The 19,819-nt window shown below is 44.3% G+C and carries 13 protein-coding genes; 5 read left to right on the plus strand and 8 right to left on the minus strand.

The window, feature by feature from the left end; all coding sequences use genetic code 11:
* Positions 1-367 precede the first annotated feature (367 nt).
* The gene (locus tag QL982_RS07095) at positions 368-2,053 is read right to left on the minus strand and encodes an NAD-dependent malic enzyme (protein ID WP_290161543.1); all 1,686 of its coding nucleotides are present in this window, start codon (positions 2,051-2,053) and stop codon (positions 368-370) included.
* Positions 2,054-2,394: 341 nt separating this feature from the next.
* Positions 2,395-2,835, minus strand: a complete 441-nt coding sequence (locus QL982_RS07100) for a DoxX family protein (protein WP_290161484.1) — start codon at positions 2,833-2,835, stop codon at positions 2,395-2,397.
* Between the two features lie 151 nt (positions 2,836-2,986).
* Between QL982_RS07100 and QL982_RS07105 the strand changes: the two genes are divergently transcribed.
* Positions 2,987-3,919, plus strand: coding sequence for a LysR family transcriptional regulator (locus tag QL982_RS07105; protein WP_290190247.1), 933 nt, complete (start codon positions 2,987-2,989; stop codon positions 3,917-3,919).
* A gap of 6 nt (positions 3,920-3,925) precedes the next feature.
* Here the strand turns inward: QL982_RS07105 and QL982_RS07110 are convergent, their stop codons facing one another.
* From QL982_RS07110 to QL982_RS07125, 4 genes are all read right to left on the minus strand, one after another.
* The gene (locus tag QL982_RS07110) at positions 3,926-5,395 is read right to left on the minus strand and encodes a TolC family protein (RefSeq protein ID WP_290161488.1); all 1,470 of its coding nucleotides are present in this window, start codon (positions 5,393-5,395) and stop codon (positions 3,926-3,928) included.
* Positions 5,396-5,553: 158 nt separating this feature from the next.
* Positions 5,554-6,672, minus strand: coding sequence for an ABC transporter permease (locus QL982_RS07115; RefSeq protein ID WP_290161490.1), 1,119 nt, complete (start codon positions 6,670-6,672; stop codon positions 5,554-5,556).
* On the minus strand, positions 6,673-9,444 hold the full coding sequence (gene rbbA, locus QL982_RS07120) for a ribosome-associated ATPase/putative transporter RbbA (RefSeq protein WP_290161492.1): 2,772 nt from the start codon (positions 9,442-9,444) through the stop codon (positions 6,673-6,675).
* A 114-nt stretch (positions 9,445-9,558) separates the two neighbouring features.
* A complete protein-coding gene (locus QL982_RS07125; protein ID WP_290161494.1) occupies positions 9,559-10,632 on the minus strand; it encodes an HlyD family efflux transporter periplasmic adaptor subunit in 1,074 nt (357 codons plus the stop codon).
* A gap of 697 nt (positions 10,633-11,329) precedes the next feature.
* On the opposite strand from QL982_RS07125, the gene arcD reads away from it, so the two are divergent.
* From arcD to arcC, 4 genes are all read left to right on the plus strand, one after another.
* A complete protein-coding gene (gene arcD, locus QL982_RS07130; RefSeq protein ID WP_197102690.1) occupies positions 11,330-12,766 on the plus strand; it encodes an arginine-ornithine antiporter in 1,437 nt (478 codons plus the stop codon).
* A 143-nt stretch (positions 12,767-12,909) separates the two neighbouring features.
* On the plus strand, positions 12,910-14,154 hold the full coding sequence (gene arcA, locus QL982_RS07135; RefSeq protein WP_290161498.1) for an arginine deiminase: 1,245 nt from the start codon (positions 12,910-12,912) through the stop codon (positions 14,152-14,154).
* Positions 14,155-14,415: 261 nt separating this feature from the next.
* Positions 14,416-15,426, plus strand: coding sequence for an ornithine carbamoyltransferase (locus QL982_RS07140; protein WP_290161500.1), 1,011 nt, complete (start codon positions 14,416-14,418; stop codon positions 15,424-15,426).
* Between the two features lie 249 nt (positions 15,427-15,675).
* Positions 15,676-16,629, plus strand: a complete 954-nt coding sequence (gene arcC / locus QL982_RS07145) for a carbamate kinase (RefSeq protein WP_290190248.1) — start codon at positions 15,676-15,678, stop codon at positions 16,627-16,629.
* 203 nt (positions 16,630-16,832) lie between these two features.
* Here the strand turns inward: arcC and QL982_RS07150 are convergent, their stop codons facing one another.
* Both QL982_RS07150 and QL982_RS07155 read right to left on the minus strand, forming a co-directional pair.
* Positions 16,833-18,230: an FAD-binding oxidoreductase gene (locus QL982_RS07150; protein WP_290161545.1), complete on the minus strand. Its 1,398-nt coding sequence runs from the start codon at positions 18,228-18,230 to the stop codon at positions 16,833-16,835.
* Positions 18,231-18,371: 141 nt separating this feature from the next.
* Positions 18,372-19,814, minus strand: coding sequence for a VOC family protein (locus QL982_RS07155; RefSeq protein WP_290161504.1), 1,443 nt, complete (start codon positions 19,812-19,814; stop codon positions 18,372-18,374).
* Positions 19,815-19,819 lie beyond the last annotated feature (5 nt).

Below are 19,819 nucleotides of genomic sequence, written 5' to 3' on the forward strand. Positions count from 1 at the left end.
TGCTGAATAAGTCATAATCTTTTTACTTTTCGCTTATTTTAAAAGAACTGTACCACTTTTATAAAGGATGTACTATATCGAACAGATGTGGGCTTGGGTTAAACAAAAACGTAAAGAGTGGCGGCTAGATTGCGTTGATACCTTGTTCTTTTATTTCTTATGGCTGTGTGGCGATTTATAAATTCTTTGACTATAGTGGTCAACTAATTTAGGACAGCCCCTAAGTTAATAAATGCTATAACTGATTTTTACAGAAAAAAAGGTTGCCAACACTATATATAATATAGCGTTAGCAACCTTTTTTCATTCAGTATTGTACTTAGGTAATATGCCCAATATTAGGGTTTGTTATATCTAATTTATAAACCTAGAAGGAAGTACGGCGATAGTTACGATATTCAGGTAACCAAAAATTTGCTTTTAAACGACGTTGTAAATTCTCCGCTGTAATAGGTAGTGCTAGCTTATCTTGAGCCGCCTGCAATGCCACTGCATACGCTATTTTTTCACTGATCTCTCTGATAACCTCAATAGGCGGTAGGATGGCACCAGGTGCTTTTTCGTATTCCATTGATATATCTGCAAGGGCTTGGCTTGCCGCCATTAGCATATTATCGCTGATACCCGTCGCCCGTGCTGCTAAAACACCCAGACCAATACCGGGGAAAATATAGCTGTTATTACACTGAGAAACCTCAAAAGACTGGCCGTTAAAAGTAGTATGAGGAAAAGGACTGCCCGTCGCAATAATTGCCTTACCTTTACTCCAATTCATGACCTCTTGCGGCGTTGCTTCCACACGAGATGTAGGATTTGAGAGTGGTAGTACAATTGGATTTTCCGTATTAACGCACAACGATTCGATCACTTCTTGGGTGAACAGACCTTTTTGTCCACTGACGCCGAATAGTACGGTTATTTTTGCTTGTTTAACCACTTGCGCTAAACCCAGCTTTTGACTTTTGTCCCAGCTTGCAATAGCTGATTCTTTTTGTACCAATGGTTCTTGGAATTTTTGTAGCTCTGTCATATTATCAGTAAGTAGGCCATAACGGTCAACCATAAATACTTGACTGCGAGCCTGCTCTTCAGTCAATCCTTCACGCTGCATTTGGCGAATGATATGCTCAGCAATACCGCAGCCCGCCGATCCTGCGCCTAAAAATGCTATTTTTTGTTGGCTAAGTTTTTGACCTTTGTTTAAGCACGCTGCAATCAAGGTACCGACTGAAACCGCAGCAGTGCCCTGAATGTCATCATTGAAGCAGCATAACTGGTCACGATATTTATTCAATAATGGTGTCGCGTTCTCTTGGGCAAAATCTTCAAATTGTAATAATGCTTCTGGCCAACGGCGCTTAACAGCTTGAATAAATAAATCGACAAAATCATTATATTCATCACCCGAGATGCGTGGATTTCTCCAACCCATGTACATAGGATCATCAAGTAGCTGTTGGTTATTGGTGCCGACATCCAGCAAAATAGGGAGACAATAAGCAGGGCTAATACCACCACAAGCCGTGTACAAAGCTAGTTTACCAATGGGGATTCCCATACCGCCAATGCCTTGATCGCCTAGGCCTAATATACGTTCTCCATCAGTGACAACGATTACTTTGACGTTTTGCTTGGTGGCATTTTGCAGCATGTCATCAATTTTATGGCGCTCAGGATATGAGATAAACAGACCCCGTTTACGGCGATAAATTTGCGAGAATTTTTCACACGCTTGACCAACGGTTGGGGTATAAATGAGCGGCATCACTTCCTCAATATGCTGCTCAATGAGGTGATGGAATAAGGTTTCATTGGTATCTTGGATGTTACGCAAGTAAATATGCTTATCCATATCACTAGTGAATGAGCGCAGTTGATGATAAGCGCGTAATGACTGCTCCTCAATCGTCTCAATGTTATGAGGCAGTAGCCCAGTTAGATTAAAGCTATCACGTTCTTCTGATGAAAAAGCACTACCTTTATTCAGTAAAGGAGTCTCTAAAAGAGCAGGTCCAGCAACGGGAATATATAAAGGACGCTTGTTTGACATAATGAAATCTTCTTATTAAGGGTGTATGAGTGAACGCTGTGCTAGGGCTGCATTATACATAGCATCGAGTGACACTTAACAATAGATAACAATATTTTTTATAGAGTCCATGTCTCTAAATTCGACTCGTTAATCAAATATTTACTTGAATAACTTTTTGGTATATTGGTTGATATGACACTCTTTAATATTAGGGCGTGTCTTCATTTTGAAAGTGGTGATAAAATTGAGATCAATGGCAGCCCATTTATAGTTTACCGTTCAGATTGAGGATATGCCTGAGTAAGATATAATCATGTAAACTAAGCGCAGCATTTGGGCTGCTAATAGCCATTAGATCCACTCTACTTTTCTGATAGCATCTTATCTATGCTCAGAGCACCGCCACCTTGTACTGCTAAAGCAAGCAAAGCCACCATCAATACCAATGCATATTCGTAGCCACCGTCAGCGGCAAATAATCCATTACTGATATGAACAGAAAAAATAGCCACTAACATCGTGAATGCAGCGACCACTGCGGCAGGTCTGGTCAATAGTCCGATGACTAATGCAAGGCCACCAAAGAACTCAGCACCGCCTGCCAGCATGGCCATCAAGTAGCCAGGCTCCATACCGATACTGCTTAGCCATTGAGCCGTACCTGCTAGCCCATTACCACCGAACCAGCCAAATAGTTTTTGGGCACCATGGGCTGCCAAAATCAAGCCGACAGGTACACGAAGAATTAAAGCTGCTGACCCAGCTTTTGATGTCAAAATTTTGTGCAATAGTGATGTTGTCATTGATAATTACTCGATTACATATTATTGGGATAAATTGTGTAGGGAATGATATGAGCACACTTTACTATCAACGATATAAAATAGTAAGCTGAGTTATATTGAATAATTATCAACATATTGTTTATAGTGTATTTAATATTGGGATAAAAATATGGATAGAATTGACGCAATGCGTGCCTTTGTCGCGGTAGTGACAGAGGGCAGTTTTAGTAAGGCGGCCATCACGATGCAACTCTCACCGCAGCTGGTCAGCAAGTATGTTGCAAGACTGGAAGAGCAACTACATACTCGCCTGCTCAACCGCACTACTCGCAAGGTCAGTTTGACTGAGGCTGGCAGTCAATATTTTACGCATGCACAGCATATTTTATCGAGTATTGATGAAATGGCAGCACAGTTGGGCGGCTTACAACAACACCCTAAAGGGGTTCTACGAATCAGTGCGCCCGTCTCGTTTGCCTTAAAACACATGGCAAGATTGATCGCTGATTTTCAAGAAAAATATCCCTCAGTCACTGTTGATCTACAGCTGAGCGACCGAAAAGTTGATATCGTCGAAGAAGGCTTTGATATCGCACTGCGTATTGGACAGCTCGAGAGCTCGTCGCTCATCGCCAAACAAATTGCGCCTATCCGCGTGGTTTTGTGTGCCTCACCTGAATATTTGAAAATTCATGGTTTGCCCAAACAACTTGAGGATTTAGAGGCACTTCGCTATTTGCACTATAGCTATATGAATGTAGAAACTCAGGGGCAAATTTATAAATACCTAAAGACAAAACATTTCAAGGAACGTAGCGTTTTCCATAGTAACAACGGCGACGTACTGGTAGAAGCCGCCATTGCAGGTGCGGGACTGATATTGCAGCCGACTTTTATTACTAGTGAGGCGCTAAACACTGGCAAATTGGTCATAGTCCTACCTGAATACGAGCCCAACCCTTTAGGCTTATATGCCGTCTATGCCCATAGAAAACTGCTGCCCCATAAAGTCAGATGTTTTATTGACTTTATGACGGACTACTATGGCACGCCGCCGTACTGGGATGAGCAGATAGTGAGAAAATCAGTAGCAAATAGTTAGCGAAATTTACGATGCCTCCGCAGTGACATTCTCTACCCACCCTCCTCCCAATGATTTATAAAGGTTCAGTAGCATTTGTGCTCGAGCAAGCTGCGAGTAGATCAAGTTTTCTTGTATTTGTTCCGAGTCGAGCTGCGCTGTCAGAGCTTCATCTAATGTTTGATAACCATAACGAAACAGTTTTTCGGCATCGCTGGCACGCTTGGCAGACTGCTGATAGGCCGTATTCAGCAATTTTTGTTGCTGCTGTAGAGCCTGATGCACCTGATAGGTATTATCTACCTCACCGAGCGCGCGCAGTAGCCGTCGATCATATTGCAGTAGCGCCGTTTGCAATCGAGCGTCTGCGCTGTCAATATTGGCCTCAATCCGACCATTCGTAAAAATGGGAACCTGTATACCCACACTCAGTATACTGCCCCAACCTTTCAAATCTGGCACATCACTGTCAACGTCAATACGCCCACCTTGACCTAAAAAACGAATGGAGAAACGTGGCAGCAGATCAGCTTTGGCACTTGCCAGTTTGGCAGAATAGGCATTGACTTGTGCGCCATAGGCACGCAGATCTGGACGACGTTCTAGCAACCCTTGTGGCGTTTGGCCACTGGGCGCACTCGGTTGATGATTGAGAATGTCTACAGTCGTAGAAGGTAGCTCAAAACCTTGCGGTACTTGCCCGATAAGTACGGCTATGCTACGTACGTGTGTGGCATATTCTGCATTGATTGTGCTTTTTTTCGCACGCATGGCATTGAGTTTACTTTGGACATTATTGACTTCATACATGGTGACTTGACCTGCTTGAAAACGCCCTTTTATATATCGCTCAAAGCGCGTCAATATCTCTACATTGCGGGCGGTAATGACTTCACGCTGCTGGGCGGCACGGGCCTGAAAATAGTGATCAGCAATTTGATCTGCCAGTAGCATTTGCGCGCCATATACTTTTTCTTGTACACCCAACGCCGCATAACGGGCGGCATCAGCATCACTTTGTTTTCTGCCAAATATATCAGGCTCCCACGCAGCAGAGAATCCCGCATTAGCATGACTGCTGTCTATATCTTGGTGCGTCTCCAGCAGCGCTGTACTAGCACCCAATAGACGACTGAGGTTGTCATTTGCAGACAGATGAGCCGAACCATTTATAAGGCCCGCTGAAGCATTGACGCCAGCTTGTGGCCCAAGATCAGCAGTGGCAAGACGACTGATTGCCACTGCTTCTGCAAAACGACTTTCAGCGATACGGATATCGGGGCTGTCTTGTAAGCCTTGCTCTATTAGGCGACTTAATAGCGGATCTTGCCATTGTCGCCACCAGTGGCTAATTTCTGGACTGCCCTTCGCCGCTTTGTTTTCGTCAAACATTGTCGGAATAGAAATGTCACTTTGGCGTACAACCTGTGTGCTTTGGCAGGCGCTTAAGATCAAGACCAATGCTCCCAAACTCACAATTTTGGATAATGGAAACATGCGCTTCTTCTCCTTATATTCTCTATCATTATTTTTAATTCAGTGCCATGGTCGAATATCAAACACGCCCTAGGACGTCTCATAGAAGCTATCCTAGGATATCGTTATACATATGACTGGCTTTTATTGAGCCAAATTGGGTCAGTCTGTTTTGCACATTATCCTAGCTTTTCAAGCATCGCTTTAAATCGTACTAAAGCAAAAATAAGAAACACGACGCCGATACCTGTCATGACTAATAGCTCAGGCCAAACAATGTCCAAGCCAGCATTACGGAATAAAACATTTTGAGTAAAGCTGACAAACTGAGTCGTGGGCCAATACTCGCTTATCATTTGTGCCGCTTCGGGCATATTGCTGCGTGGCGCTATAGAGCCAGATAAGAGTAACGATACAACCAAAACGGGCAACATCAATAAGGCAAACTGCGGCATACTCGGTGCCATGGTTGATAGCATAATGCCGAGAGAAGATATGGAGAACAGATAAACGACCACACCACTACCGAATAAAAGCAGCGACCCGTTGATGGGAATGCCGAGCAGATACTGGACCACAAAAACCATCGATAACATGGAGGCACATAAAATCACCAAGCTATTGGCAAGTATTTTTGAAATCACGATTTCTGTTGTATTGACTGGCATCACCAAGAGATGCTCGATGGTGCCACGTTCGCGTTCACGGATAACGGCAGCACCAGACAACCCTATTGCCAAGAGCGCAATCATATTGCAGACTTCCATAACTGGTGTGTACCAGTAGCTGTCTCCGTTTGGGTTAAATATCATGTTCAGTACTGGCTTGACCAATAACGGTGGATCGGCTTGTTTTAAAAAATTACTCACTTCCTGATTAAATATTTGGAGAATATAGGCTTGCCCAATACCTGCTTGAGTCATGGTGGTGGCATCAATTAACAGCTGAACTTGCGGTTTTCGTCCAGCCAGCACATCCCGTTCAAACCCAGGTGGAAACTCCAGCACAAAAATAAGCTTGCTCTTGTCCATCAACTCATCGACATCTTCGCGTTTTACATCGACAGGAGGCAGAAAGTAAGGTTGTTGTAGGGCATCTCGAATTTGTCTGGTCAGGGCTGTACGGTCTAAATCTATAATACCTACAGGCGCATTGCGTACATCCGTATTGATGCCTTCTGCCACAGTATAAATAGTGACAGAGAACACGAAGCCAATCATGAGAAACAGTATCTTGTCTCCAAAAAGACTGCGCAATTCTTTGATGGTCAACGTCCAGATATTTTTAAAAGTCTGCACTTATACCTCCTGCTTTTTCAGGAAAATAGAGGCAAATGTGATAAATGCCAAGGCAAAAGCGGTCAAAACCATGTACTCCGTCAAAAAACTGGACCAACTCAGTCCTTTAGTAAACCCGCCAATACTGATACGCTGATACCAAGATGCGGGGAACCCGACCCCAATGGCATAAGCAATGCCGTCCATACTAGAGAGCGGGTACAACAACCCAGAGTAGTTAATGGTGGGTATCAGAGTGACGATGGCGGTGACAAACAAGGCGGCAACCTGTGTACGAACCAAACTAGACACTAAAAGCCCCAAGCCTGTAGACACATAGACCAACAGCAATGCGCCAAAAGACATCGCCAAAAAAGAGCCTTTTATGGGCACTTTAAACCAAAATATGGCCATGAGCACAAGTATGAGATAATTGATCAGTCCCAGAACGACATAAGGCAGCTGTTTTCCGAGCAGATATTGAGGCACACTGGCTGGTGATGTGTAGAGGTTTGATATCGAGCCAACTTCGCGCTCACGCACCACACCCAGCGTGGTCATCATTGCCGGAATCAACATGAGTATCATCATTAGCACACTGGGAATGACCGCGTTCACACTTTTGAAGTCTTGGTTATACATAAAGCGTGGAACCACTTCAGCAGCAGGGTCTAAATCGATAGGCAAGCCAGTATCTTGAAGAAGGTCTTTGATATATATCCTCATAATCCCTCCTACATAGCCCTCAATATTGGCCGCATTGAATGGTACTGTCCCATCAATATAAAAGCTCGCTTCTGGTTGTCTATTGGCCAATAAATCACGTCCATAATCCACTGGAATATCAATAACCAATTTCGTCTCAGAGCTTCTAAGCGCGTATTCAGCGGCCTTTATAGAGTCTACGGGTGACGTAGATGTAAAATATTCTGAGCCCGAAAAGTACTCCGTCAACTGTCGACTTTGTGCAGAGTGATCTTGATCCAGTATGGTATACGGTAAATCGTGCACATCAAAAGAGATACTCCAACCAGTCATGACCATCAAAATAATGGGCCCAACGATAGCAAAGAACAGCCTGATTTTATCGCGTAATAGCTCTTTAAATTCACGCGTGGCAAATGTCCACACAGTGGTAAACCAATACTTAAGCGTGTCGGTTTTGTCGGTTTGACTATCAGGTTCAGACGCTATGATCGCTGATTCTGCTGGTGTATTTTCAGTCGTGTCGTTTTGGCTGGTGGGTTCAGTGTCATTTTTTTCATCTTCGAGCAGATACTCTACAAAGGCTTCTTCGAGATCTTCCGCTTGTTTATTATGTGTCAGCTCTGTCGGTGTACCAACGACCAGCACGCGACCACGGTGCATAAAAGAGATGCGATCGCATCGGCTGGCCTCATTCATAAAATGAGTAGAAATAAATATCGTGATTTTATCTTCTCGTGAAAGCGTCAATAGCTGTCGCCAAAACATATCACGAGCACCAGGATCGACACCTGAGGTTGGCTCATCCAAAATCAATACTTCGGGATGATGCAAACAAGCCGCTGCCAGCTGTAATCGTTGGCGGATACCCAGTGACAACGAGGCTGGCGCTGTATCCGCCACAGCACTGAGGTCAAATTTATCTAACGCATCCTTTACGGCCTGCTGTCCACGCTCCCCTTCTATTTGATAAAGGGTTGCATGCAGCTCTAAGTTTTGACGTACGCTCAACTCTTCATAAAGCGAGAAAGACTGCGACATATAACCGACACGCATTTTTGTCGCTATGTCATTTGCATCGATAGACTGACCCAGCAGTTTGGCTGAGCCCTCTGTTTTATCAATCAATCCAGTCAGCATTTTCATCGTGGTCGATTTACCACAACCGTTAGAGCCTAAAAAACCAAAAATCTCACCTTTCTCAATACAAAAGCTGACATTATCAACCGCTGTAAAGTCTCCAAAACGCTTGGTTAAGTTTTTTGCCTCAATAGCGGGCGGTGCATCAGGATCAGGGACAAATGGCGTGATAATCAACGCGCCTGCATTCGTTTGTTTCTCTGGTGGCAATAGCTTGATGTAGGCTTCTTCAAGTGACGTGACATTCAGCTCTGTCATGACGGTTTGCGTCCGCTGATTGGCTAAGAGCTTGCCGTCATCCATCGCTAGCAGGTATTCAAAATTTTTGGCTTCATCAATATAGGCTGTCGACACGATGACCGTCATCTCTTGACGTTCAGCTTGTAGCGAGGCCACTAATGACCAGAATTGACGGCGTGATAAAGGGTCTACCCCTGTGGTTGGCTCATCAAGAATCAGTAAGTCAGGATTGTGCACCAACGCACAGCATAAACTCAGTTTTTGCTTCATTCCGCCCGATAGCTTGCCAGCCGCACGATCAGGAAACGGTGCTAGTCCAGTTGCCTCAAGCAAACGGGCTATTCGTACATGGCGCTCATGCGCATTCAATCCAAACAGTCGTGCATGAAATTCCACATTCTCATATACCGACAGGGTTGGATAAAGATTATGCCCTAAGCCTTGTGGCATAAAGGCGATATGTTTTGACAGCGCCTCACGTGCAGATTTTTCTGCCATATCCTTACCGAATACTTGCACGGAGCCATTTTGAATGACCTTGACCCCTGCAATAAGAGACAACAACGTTGATTTTCCGACACCATCAGGACCAATTAGCCCAACGGTGCTCCCTTGTAAAATATTTAGGGAAATATTATCAAGAGCAACCGTCTTGCCATATGTATGCGACACAGTGTTAATTTCAACGGCGGTATGTTGGCTATCCATACGTTATCTCTCAGTTTGTATCGTTAATTTATTCATAAAGATAACTCTTCGGTTGTAAAACCCTCTGAATAATTTATGACCTCATTTTCTGCTGTCATACTCGAACATGAGAAACTAGGATTGGCCTTTTTTGGGAAGGTTTATAGCAAGGTTACTCGGCCATACTACGTCGGTATTGCTACGCACATAACCATTACCTGTCATGCCGCCTTTGAGTAGACCTTTGTATTCTTTAGCTATTTCAACAGGTAATTTGATACGCACTTTAAACATGAGCTTTTCGCGCTCGTTCTGTGTTTCCACTGACTTGGGTGTAAACTGTGCTTGTGATGCAATAAACGAGACTTTTGCGGGCCACACACTATCCAGACCATCTAGCACGACTCTCGCGTCATTACCAACTTGTAAGCCACTCATCTGCCCGTTAGGTAAAAAAAGAGTCATAGACACATCTTCTGTGTCTAGTAGGCTGACCATTTTGCTGCCTGCTGCAATCACACTACCAACCTCGGCAATTCGGTATTCCACACGGCCCGCTTTAGGACTGCGTATCAACATATCGTCATTCATCGAAGCGGCAGATTTTTCTTGAGCTTTGGCCTGATTGACGCCAGCATTTGCTTCCGCTACTTGAGCATCGATTTGTTGAACAGCTGCCTGCGCTTCTGCGTACGCTGCTCTCGCCGCCTGCACAACCGCAACCGCGCCATTGTAAGCCGCTTGGCGTTTGGTCACTTCTGAATCTGACACCAAATCTTCGCGGCGCATCTTGCGAGCATTATCCAACTCCATTTTGGCTATTTTTTGCTGTTCAATCTGCGCATCGATTTGGGCGTTGGCACGCGCCATTGCCTGCTCTCCTTGCTTACGACCCGCCCGTGCCTGTGACACCATTTCATGTGCGCGCTGCTCGGTTGCCTGTGCCGCCACTAACTGACTTTCGCTTTGTGAGGAAGACAGCTTCACAAGCAGCTGATCGACATCGACATCCTCTCCTTCCGCCACCAGCATTTGCTCGACTCTACCTGGATAAAGGCTAGCAATATCAAACCGCTCAAGCTCCAATCTACCGTTTGAGCTGACTATTCCTAGCGGTAGGGCTTGTGCAAGCTGCTGCTGTTGCCAGTAATACCAACCGGCAGCGGCGGCCACGACAAGCAATAGAATCAAAACCCATGCTTTTTTCATAACGGTTCCTATATCTTATTTATATGCGGAAATAAAACAGAAAATAACCAACCCATACGTTTTTTAACCGTATTCGGGCATATCCTCAATTTAAAAATTTTAATGATTTTTTAGTATAGGGCGTGTTGGGTGTAGGAAATCAGCTCAAGTACACCTCGTGTCGATCACGATGACTGGCAATATTGGCGCTTTGTGAGTACAAGACACTTTCTACGCTAATGCAGGATGCTGAGTGAGGTATATAAGGTGTTCGGTACTCATGTTCGGCAATACAGTTAATTCATTGGATATTGAGCCGATTAGGACACGACTTAGTCAGAAATACCAATAAATCCATAATTTTATTGTGGTTATGGTACTCGATACCACCTCAATACACCATCAGAAACTGCATTTATTTTGAGCATCCTATGATTCATTCAATATAACCCTGCAAGTCTTTTGACCGACTCAGGTACTACTTGTACAAAACCTGCTGCCATAGCAAACATTTTCATCATGGAGTCTCACGGTTATTTGACGGATATAGATACATAAATATTTTTAATGATGGACATTGAGCTAGCAAAATCATAATATTCCATGCTAATATTGTGGTGTTTTCATATATTAAACAATGTTTTTAAATAACCTTCAAGACCAAATCTATTTTGTTGCTTTCATATATTTCTCAATCAGAGAATAAAAGGTCTTCACCATGTCTGAAACAACGCATAATCCATCCGAGAAAAATCTAAACTTTACCGCACTCATTGCCCTTGTCGTAGGCTCTATGATAGGCGGTGGTATATTCTCATTGCCGCAAAACATCGCTGAAACCGCAAGCCCTGGTGCGTCCTTGATTGGTTGGATCATCACTGGCATTGGTATGCTGATGCTTGCCTTCGTGTTCCAAAATTTAGCACATCGCAAGCCTGAACTGGACAGTGGGGTTTATGCCTACGCGCAGGCAGGCTTTGGTAACTATATGGGCTTCAACTCTGCATGGGGCTACTGGCTCTCTGCTTGGTTGGGCAACGTCAGTTACTATGTGCTGATATTTAGTACGCTGGGTTATTTTTTTAATGTGTTTGGAGATGGTAATACCCTAACTGCATTGGTGGGTGCCTCTGTATTATTGTGGGCATACAACTTCATGATTACCAAAGGTATCCAGACGGCTACCTCAGTCAATACGTTGATTACGATCGCCAAAGTGATACCGCTGTTCACCTTTATTGTCATTATTTTTACGGTCTTTAATATGGATCTGTTTAATAGCGACTTTTGGGGCAGAGAGACAGATCTAGGGTCAGTCCCTGATCAAGTTAAAAACATGATGATGGTGACGGTATGGGTATTTATTGGTATTGAAGGGGCCAGTGTCTATTCTGCACGCGCCAAAAAACGCTCCGATATTGGCAAAGCCACCGTATTGGGGTTCATTTTTACGTTAGTGCTATTAATGCTGGTTAACTTTTTAGCGATGGGTGTTAGATCCCTCCCTGAGCTTGCAGCGATGAAAAACCCGTCGATGGCTTATTTGCTAGAGTATGCCGTTGGCCCATGGGGCGCGACCTTTATCTCAGTCGGTTTGGTCGTCTCGCTACTCGGTGGTTTATTGGCTTGGACACTATTCTGTGCCGAAGTTTTATTCGTTGCCGCCAAAGACGAAACCATGCCGAGGTTCTTTTATAAGACAAATGCCGTTGATGTACCGGTAAATGCACTATTGGTGTCTTCTGCAGCGACACAGTTATTCTTAGTCATCACCTACTTTAGTAAAAGCACCTATAACAATATTTTTTATCTGTCCACTTCCATGATTTTGATTCCCTATTTCTTTTCTGCTGCCTATGGATTTTTGGTGGCCTATCGCAAAGAAGGTTACAAACCATCCGAGAGTGCCACAAAAGATATTATTATTGGGGTAACCGCGCTGTTTTATAGTATTTGGCTGTTGTATGCCGCTGGTATTCAGTACTTTTTACTATCCGCTTTGTTGTATCTTCCTGGTGTGGTTCTCTATATAAAAGCACGCAGAGAGCACAAGCATCAGCTGTTCAATACAGCCGAAAAAGTGGTGCTGGCAGTCATTACTGTCAGTGCCATCTATGCAGCCTATGGCCTCTACAGCGGTACGTTAAGCTTGTAGTGACCCTATTAAATAAAATGCCTTACCGTTGTAATCACCAGAAAATCTGTTCGTCGTAATTGTCACATCAGTTGCTTTTTTAGATTGTTCGTCCTCTAAACAGTGGTGAGATACTTGCACCCAAACCGCATAAGGATAAAAAAATGTCTGACAAATCTTTAGGTGTTCATTCAGAAGTCGGTAAATTACACAAAGTTATGGTGTGTTCTCCAGGTCTTGCCCATCAAAGACTGACACCGCAAAACTGCGATGATTTATTGTTTGATGATGTCATGTGGGTTAGCAAAGCCAAAAGTGATCATTATGATATGGTCACAAAGATGCGAGATCGTGATATTGAGGTGGTTGAGATGCATCAACTGCTCGCACAAACCCTTGATAATAGTGATGCCATGCAGTGGATTATGGATCATAAAATCACTGATAATCATGTCGGTACTTTATTGGCTGGCGAAGTGAGAGATTGGTTGACCAAACTTGAGCACAAGAAACTGTCCTCGTTTTTAATTGGCGGTGTCACCACTGAAGAGTTACCGAATGATATTGGGGCGTCACTCAAAAAATTATCCGCACTGTCAGGTACGACTGAGTTTGTATTGCCACCACTGCCCAATACTCAGTTCCCTCGTGATTCCTCAAATTGGATATACGGCGGCGTTACCCTTAATCCCATGTACTGGCCCGCCCGCCAGCAAGAAACGCTTCTTATTTCTGCTATTTATAAATTTCATCCCGACTTTAAAGGCGCTGATTTCAAAATTTGGATGGATGATACTGAAGAAGATTTAAGCGGCTGTAGCTTAGAAGGTGGTGATGTCATGCCTATTGGCAACAAAACCGTGCTGATTGGTATGGGTGAGCGAACGTCACAACAAGCGATTACCAGACTGGCCAAAACTTTATTCATCGATGGTTCGGTTGACCATATCATCGTAGCAGCCTTACCTAATCAACGTTCTGCAATGCACTTGGACACCGTATTTACGTTTTGCGACATTGATTTGGTCAACGTGTTTCCGGCAGTGACAGATCATATTACGACCTTTCATATTCGTCCTGACGAAAGCAAGCCACACGGTATAGATGTGCGCGAAGATGACAGACACTTTTTGAAAGTGGTAGAAGAAGCCGCAAGGGTCGATAAATTAAGAGTGGTCGAAACAGGCGGCAATAGCTACGAAGTTGAGCGTGAGCAATGGGATGATGGTAACAATGTCCTTGCCCTTGAGCCAGGCGTTGTCATCTCTTATGACCGCAACACTTATACCAACACGTTACTGCGCAAACAAGGCATTGAAGTGATTACGATTCCAAGCTCCGAGCTGGGCCGTGGACGTGGTGGTGGTCACTGCATGACTTGCCCTATCATTCGCGATTCAACAGATTAGGGCATATCCTCAATTCAAACGAGTGTCATCTAACTGGGTTAAAAATGGCTGAATTTTGCCAAACATCGTCAAATAGCGGGTCAATATCTCGATATTACCGACACTATTTTTCTGGTTTGACGGCAATTTATCTCATTTTTATCTCCAGTTTTGAGATGAAGACACACCCTAGAGCATGTTGAATCCTACCTGCTCATAGCGGTGCCAAATACAGTGATAGTCCATTCAAAATAAACAAACACTAAAAATTAAGGAATTATCATGAGTTTCAATCTTCACAACCGTGATCTGCTAAGCCTTATGCATCATAGTGAACGCGAGCTTACTTATCTTTTGGATATGGCTCGTGACCTAAAAAGAGCGAAATACTCAGGCACAGAACAAAAGCATCTTTTGGGCAAAAACATTGCGCTAATCTTTGAGAAGACCTCAACCCGCACTCGCTGTGCTTTTGAAGTAGCGGCATATGATCAGGGTGCCAATGTGACGTTTATTGGCCCAAACTCATCACAGATCGGCTATAAAGAAAGCATGAAAGACACCGCTCGTGTGTTGAGCCGTATGTATGATGCCATCGAGTATCGCGGATTCGGTCAAGAGATTGTCAATGAGTTGGCAGAATATGCGGATATTCCTGTCTTTAACGGCCTAACGAATGAATTTCATCCCACACAAATGCTAGCAGACGTAATGACCATGCGTGAGCATACCGACAAATCAACCCATCAGATTAAGTATGCTTATTTTGGTGACGCGCGTAATAACATGGGCCGCTCATTATATTTAATGGGCGCTAAGATGGGTATGGACGTACGCCTTTGTGCCCCTAAAGATTTGTGGCCTGAAGCAGACTTTTTGGCCACTTGTGCAGACTTTGCCAAAGAATCAGGTGCGCGTCTTACCATCACCGAAGATGTAAAAACGGCGGCAAAAGACGTTGATTTCGTTCATACCGACGTATGGGTATCGATGGGTGAGCCTATTGAGAGCTGGGCGGAGCGAATCGATGCGCTAATGGCTTATCAAGTCAATATGGATCTGATAAAAGCCACTGGCAATCCAAGAGTGAAGTTTATGCATTGTTTGCCCGCTTTTCATAACTCAGATACCGAGGTTGGTAAAAAAATCACTGAAAAATACCCACAGCTCGCAGAGGGTATCGAAGTGACCGAAGAGGTATTTGAATCCCCTTACAACATCGCATTTGAGCAAGCCGAAAACCGTATGCATACGATTAAAGCCGTTCTGGTCTCTGCGCTTGGTAATATCTAACATATACCGAATGTATGCCATTTGCAGCATGGGCTACTGGGTCGTGCCCTCAATTCAATCGATAGTCATCTAAATAGGTTAAAAATAGCTAAATTTTGCCAAACATCGTCAAATAGTTGGTCAATATCTCGATATTATCTGCACTACTTTCCTCGTTTGACTGCCATTTATCTCATTTTTATCACTATTTTTGAAATGAAGACACGCCCTGATATGACGTTAACTGAAGACAATGCGTAGGGAAATATCATGAGGTTACTAATTGCCTTAGGTGGTAATGCTTTATTAAAACGTGGAGAGCCGTTATCTGCTCAAAACCAACGCCAAAACATCAAGACGGCCGTTGAACAAATCAGTAAGGTCACGGAGGGTAACGAGTTAGTCATTGCTCACGGTAATGGCCCTCAAGTCGGTTTGCTTGCGTTGCAAGGCGCGGCTTACACTGAAGTCGATACTTATCCATTAGACGTTTTGGGCGCAGAAACGGAAGGTATGATTGGCTACATCATCGAGCAAGAGCTTGGGAATGTCCTGCCGAGAGACTCCTCCATTGCTACCCTACTCACTCAAGTAGAAGTCGACCGTAAAGACCCTGCTTTTAACAATCCAACCAAGCCTATTGGCCCTGTATACTCAAAAGAGGAAGCAGAAAAGCTAAGTGCGCAAAAAGGCTGGGTTGTTAAAGCCGATGGTCAATACTTTAGGCGAGTGGTTGCAAGCCCTAAGCCCAAAAAAATATTTGAGCTAAAACCCATACAGTGGCTCCTTGAAAAGGGCGCGATTGTGATCTGTGCAGGCGGAGGTGGTATCCCAACGGCATTTTATGAAGATGGCTGTTTGCAAGGGGTCGAGGCAGTAATCGATAAAGATTTGTGCGCATCCTTACTTGCCCGTAGCCTTGAATGTGAGTTATTGGTGATTGCCACAGATGTGGCGTATGTTTATACAGACTTTGGGACTGACAAACAACGAAGCATCTTGCAGGCGCATCCAGATGCTTTAAGTGAGCTTGATCTTCCTGCGGGCTCTATGGGACCAAAAGTTGCAGCGGCTTGCGAGTTTGCGCGTGCGACTGGAAACACCGCCATCATCGGCTCACTGACCAATATTGGTCAGACACTTGAGGGAGGTGGCGGTACTCGTGTTTCAACGGAGTATGAAGGCCTCACGTATGCCGCTGTATCTCCGAAAAACACAGCATAACTCCTCGATTTAATCTGTCGTTTTTGCCTCTACTTTATGTCCAATATTTACCATGGCTGGGATATTCAACAGACTTATATATTCAAACCATAAAAAAGACGCTAGCCTCTTAGGGCGTGTCCTCATTTTAAAAATGGTGATAAAAATGAGGACACGCCCTAGATTAACGTTTTTCTATTTTAGGTAAGTGATTCGAGTGCTCATCACATATCAAAAATCTTACCACGATTCATAATATTGTTTGGGTCAAAGACTTTTTTGACCTCTCGTAAATAATCAATCTCAGTCTCGCTGCGGCTATAGTGTAGATATGGCTTCTTAGTCATGCCCACGCCATGCTCAGCAGACACCGAGCCGCCATACTTCTGTACCGTCTCAAATACGTGTTTATTGACGATCTGACACTCGGCAAAGAAATCATCTTTGCTCATGCTTTCTGGTTTTAATATATTGAGATGCAAATTGCCATCACCAATATGTCCAAACCAGCAGACTTCAAAGTCAGGATAGTTACTGCTGACAATATGATCAATCTCTTCGATAAAGGTCGGTACGTGGCTTATTAGTACCGATACATCATTCTTATAAGGCGTAAATACTGAGATGGTCTCCGAGATATACTCACGCAGTTTCCACAGCTCTTCTGCCTGCGCGAGGCTTTGACTCATGACACCATCGACGACCCAACCTTGCTCCATACAATGCTCAAATATCGCCATGGCTTTGTCCATGATTGGCTCATATGGTGCTTCAAACTCTAGCAGGGTATAAAACTTGGTACGTGATTCAAAGGGTTCTTGTACTTGACCATGTGCCATTAGCTTGTCAATCGCCACATTGTCAAAGAACTCAAAAGCCGTTAAGTCAATCTGCGCTTGAAAGGCAGAGAGCACGTTCATCACATCATAAAAGCTGTCCATGCCAAGCACCATGACGTTTAAGTCTTGTGGCTGACGTTCCAGCTTGATTTGCGCATGAGTGACAAAGCCAAGCGTACCTTCACTGCCGATGAACAGTTGACGAAGATCATAGCCCGTGGCGTTCTTTACCATGCCGCGGTTCAGCTGCAAGATATCGCCTTTACCCGTGACGACGGTCAGTCCCATGATCCATTGACGGGTCATGCCATAACGAATGACTTTGATACCGCCAGCATTGGTACCGATATTGCCGCCGATTTGACTTGATCCTGCTGAGGCAAAGTCGACAGGGTAGTATAGGTCTTTTGATTCGGCGAACTGTTGCAACTGCTGGGTGACGACACCTGCTTCAATCTCAACCATGCGATCGGCAGGATAGAACTGTCCGATACGGTTCATCTTATCCATGCTAACGACGATTTCACCGTTGGCAGCGACAGCACCAGCAGAGAGACCTGTACGACCACCACTTGGGGTTAGGACGACATTGTGCTCATTGGCAAGCAGTACGATAGTCTGTACTTGTTCAGTGGTCTTTGGAAAGACGATGGCGGCAGCCGCTGGGGCAAAATGCTTGGTCCAGTCTTTGCCCCAGTGCGCTAAGCTCTCAGCGTCGGTTTTGATTTGGCTGGGGTCGTAACCATGATCTTGTTGCAACTTTTGTATGATAATATCAACCACCCCTTGTGAGAGGTCTGAAAAATTATTCACCGGATATATTCCCTACGATAGTAAATAAAAACGCATTAATAGCTGCCACTATTTTTATCAATAGTGACACAGAGGTTGTGCTATTTTGAGCCGATCATACGTGTTTAACACTTATGCTGACTTTTGTAAGGCAACAAAACAATCTTGCAGACTCTGAGCTTGGGTCATCTCATACAAAGCCAATTCATCTTGAACGTGAGTACCCAGTGCTTTTTCAAAATCCTGCTGATTTGAATTTCCCTCATAGCTACTTTGTTTATCACCACGTAGATTCGACTGAAAAATTCCTGCCGCACTCACAGGTAAAAAATCTTCGTAAACAATAGGCTCAATACGTATCACGTTTTTTTCGATCAGCTCGATAATCGCAGATTTGGACTCCGCCATCTCCAAGCTCGTGAGCTGCAAGTCAGTATTGCTGTTATCCACGGGTTGATAATAAAAATACGCCAAGCCTTCGCTATGTAGCGTTTGATAGTCATCAGGGAATGCAGCAAATGTCGCCTCTAAAATCTGATAATACTGTGAGGCATTGGCTTCATTTGGGGTCACCCCTAGCTGGTTACGAGCATCGTTAAGCAACTGGTCATATAATGCTCTACCCTTTGGCGTTAATGCGACTCCACGTTGCTCAACTTCTCCGAAGCGTGCAGTGTGATAGCCTTGCTCATAGCCACCATTTGAGTCACATGTATTGGCAACTTTAAAGCTCACAGCCTCTTCTAACGCTTTGAAACTTGTTTGTCTTAGTAAGATCGGACAAGCTCTTCGTGGTGGTCCTTCGATAATGGCTTTTGACGGTATGCCTGCTGCTTGCATCTCATGTTGCACCACATCGATGTCCAATGTTCTAGGCGTCAAATGGTTAATATGAGGGCCTTTAAAGCCAACCACATCAGCAATAAGCGGATGCTGATGTAATAGCCGCTGGTATAGCTCTTTTGACACAGGGGTACTGTCATGCCAGCGAAACGTTTCTAGTGCCTCAACGACGAACTGCTGGCCTGCTTGCTTGCTCAAACCACCTTGCGCTTCAAAAGACTCGATAAGCTCGATGACAGTATCAGTAAAAATATTGCGGCGGGCCAATGCTGCTACGGCCTCTTCTTTGAGCGTTTCATCACCAATGAGATCTAAACGTAACAATGACGTAAACACTCGAAAGGGGCTTTTACTCAATGACGCTGCATCAGTCGCTCGAAATGCGGTGGAGTGTACGGGCACACCAGCTGGGGCCAAATCATAGTAGCCCACAGGATACATACCCATCACTGCAAACAATCGACGCATCATACTAAGCTCATCAGCAGTACCCACTCTAATGGCACCGTGGCGCTCCATACTGAGCCTATCCATTTCGCCAGTATGCTCAAGCTGCGCTTTAAGATCAGGTTGAGCAGCTAAAACCTCGGTGTTCACGTCAGTGACCAAACCAACAAGATCGCCATATAACGGCACTTCTGCTTGGTACATCGCTGACATGGCCACAGAAAACTGATGGCGAATATCATCGCTACTCATAAAATCACTACTCATAAAACTGTTATTGTTCATAGATA

The sequence above is a fragment of the Psychrobacter sp. 5A.1 genome (genome assembly GCF_030407455.1).
Classification (GTDB): Bacteria; Pseudomonadota; Gammaproteobacteria; order Pseudomonadales; family Moraxellaceae; genus Psychrobacter.

Bases quoted from the DNA above. Each gene is read 5' to 3' on its own strand.
- QL982_RS07100 (WP_290161484.1), bottom strand. From the start codon at position 2,835: ATGACAACATCACTATTGCACAAAATTTTGACATCAAAAGCTGGGTCA.
- QL982_RS07105 (WP_290190247.1), top strand. From the start codon at position 2,987: ATGGATAGAATTGACGCAATGCGTGCCTTTGTCGCGGTAGTGACAGAG.
- QL982_RS07110 (WP_290161488.1), bottom strand. From the start codon at position 5,395: ATGTTTCCATTATCCAAAATTGTGAGTTTGGGAGCATTGGTCTTGATC.
- rbbA (WP_290161492.1), bottom strand. From the start codon at position 9,444: ATGGATAGCCAACATACCGCCGTTGAAATTAACACTGTGTCGCATACA.
- QL982_RS07125 (WP_290161494.1), bottom strand. From the start codon at position 10,632: ATGAAAAAAGCATGGGTTTTGATTCTATTGCTTGTCGTGGCCGCCGCT.
- arcD (WP_197102690.1), top strand. From the start codon at position 11,330: ATGTCTGAAACAACGCATAATCCATCCGAGAAAAATCTAAACTTTACC.
- arcA (WP_290161498.1), top strand. From the start codon at position 12,910: ATGTCTGACAAATCTTTAGGTGTTCATTCAGAAGTCGGTAAATTACAC.
- QL982_RS07140 (WP_290161500.1), top strand. From the start codon at position 14,416: ATGAGTTTCAATCTTCACAACCGTGATCTGCTAAGCCTTATGCATCAT.
- arcC (WP_290190248.1), top strand. From the start codon at position 15,676: ATGAGGTTACTAATTGCCTTAGGTGGTAATGCTTTATTAAAACGTGGA.
- QL982_RS07155 (WP_290161504.1), bottom strand. From the start codon at position 19,814: ATGAACAATAACAGTTTTATGAGTAGTGATTTTATGAGTAGCGATGAT.